The organism is Colwellia sp. BRX10-1 (assembly GCF_014077545.1).
In the GTDB taxonomy this organism is placed as follows: Bacteria; Pseudomonadota; Gammaproteobacteria; order Enterobacterales; family Alteromonadaceae; genus Colwellia_A.
Map to the genome: position 1 here is coordinate 1 of NZ_JACGWC010000070.1, position 1,192 is coordinate 1,192.

Below are 1,192 nucleotides of genomic sequence, written 5' to 3' on the forward strand. Positions count from 1 at the left end.
CGCATATTTCTGTAGCTCAGACGCATCATCATAACGATCTCTATTACTGCCTAATGCCACTAATAATCGTGGCGCAAGTTGTGGACCTGCACCAGGAAAGCTATCAAAAATAACTTTATCATCTTGCACTTTATAGGCCTCTTTTATCGCTTTATCTAACGACTCAATTCCCTTTAGCAAGACTCTGAATTGTGCGATAAGCACTTCCACTAATAGCTTGTTTGGCTCTATTACGCCGACGTCTTCGGTTAATGGCATCGCACTTTTGATACTTAAAATACGCGCGTTATTCACATGGGCGTAATGTGAGTTATGACTGTTAAAAAAATCTAATAGCGTTTGTTTTTTTGCTCTTTTAACTTTGGCAAGTGATGACCATTTACTGATGAAGTCACAGAAGATAAAGGTGTCTTTTTCTTTAAACCATTCAAGTGCTTGTGGGTAGTAATTCTTTAGTGTAGCTGTTATTTTATTGGATAAATCTACACTGTCTTGCACCAAGTTCCGTCGATATTCAACCAACTGTGTGAGTGAGCGCATCGCGGGTGATTCGGGTTCAATAGCGGTGAGTTTAGCCATGTGTAGAGTGAGGATTTCTACTTGTATCAAGGCATCAGTAGGGTCGTCTTTCGCACCACTTGGGGTAAAAGCCTTACGATATTTAGCGACTGTAGAGGGATTAATGGTGAATAAGGTAATATGATTATATTTGGCTAGTGCATAAATAAGAGGTCCTTTTTTAAGTTCACAAGCCACAGCAATTTGTTGATTTGGGTAACGCTTTTTAAGGCTCATTGCCCATTCATGTAGCGCTTCGGGTTTACACTTAATGATGGAATAGTGGTATTTATCGGTATTGTTAGGGTGTTCACAGATATCATGTTTTTTATCTGCCCAATCAATGCCGATTAAGGCAGCGAAATTATCAATGTTATATGCTTTCATTTTGCAGCTCCTGCGCGTAAAGTTACAAGTGGAATGTGCTTAAATCTCATTTCTCGCAGGTCTTATAGATAGTCGTCGTAGGCAATCCCTGAGTATGCGTTTTGAAATGAGTTGCTCTGTTGGTTCGAACGTCTTGTTAGAAACATTGGATGTTTGCCATTCAATATTCGTAACCAACAGAAGCATGTTCCACCTAATCTAATAGTAAGTTACTTTAGTAAATTAGGTGGCTTGGTCGAACTATAAG

General features: G+C 39.3%; 1 protein-coding gene. It reads right to left on the reverse strand.

Annotated elements, in window-relative coordinates; translation table 11 throughout:
• Positions 1-945: transposase (locus H4J75_RS19560; RefSeq protein WP_182223050.1), on the reverse strand; the 945-nt coding region annotated here is incomplete at its 3' end.
• Between the last annotated feature and the right edge of the window lie 247 nt (positions 946-1,192).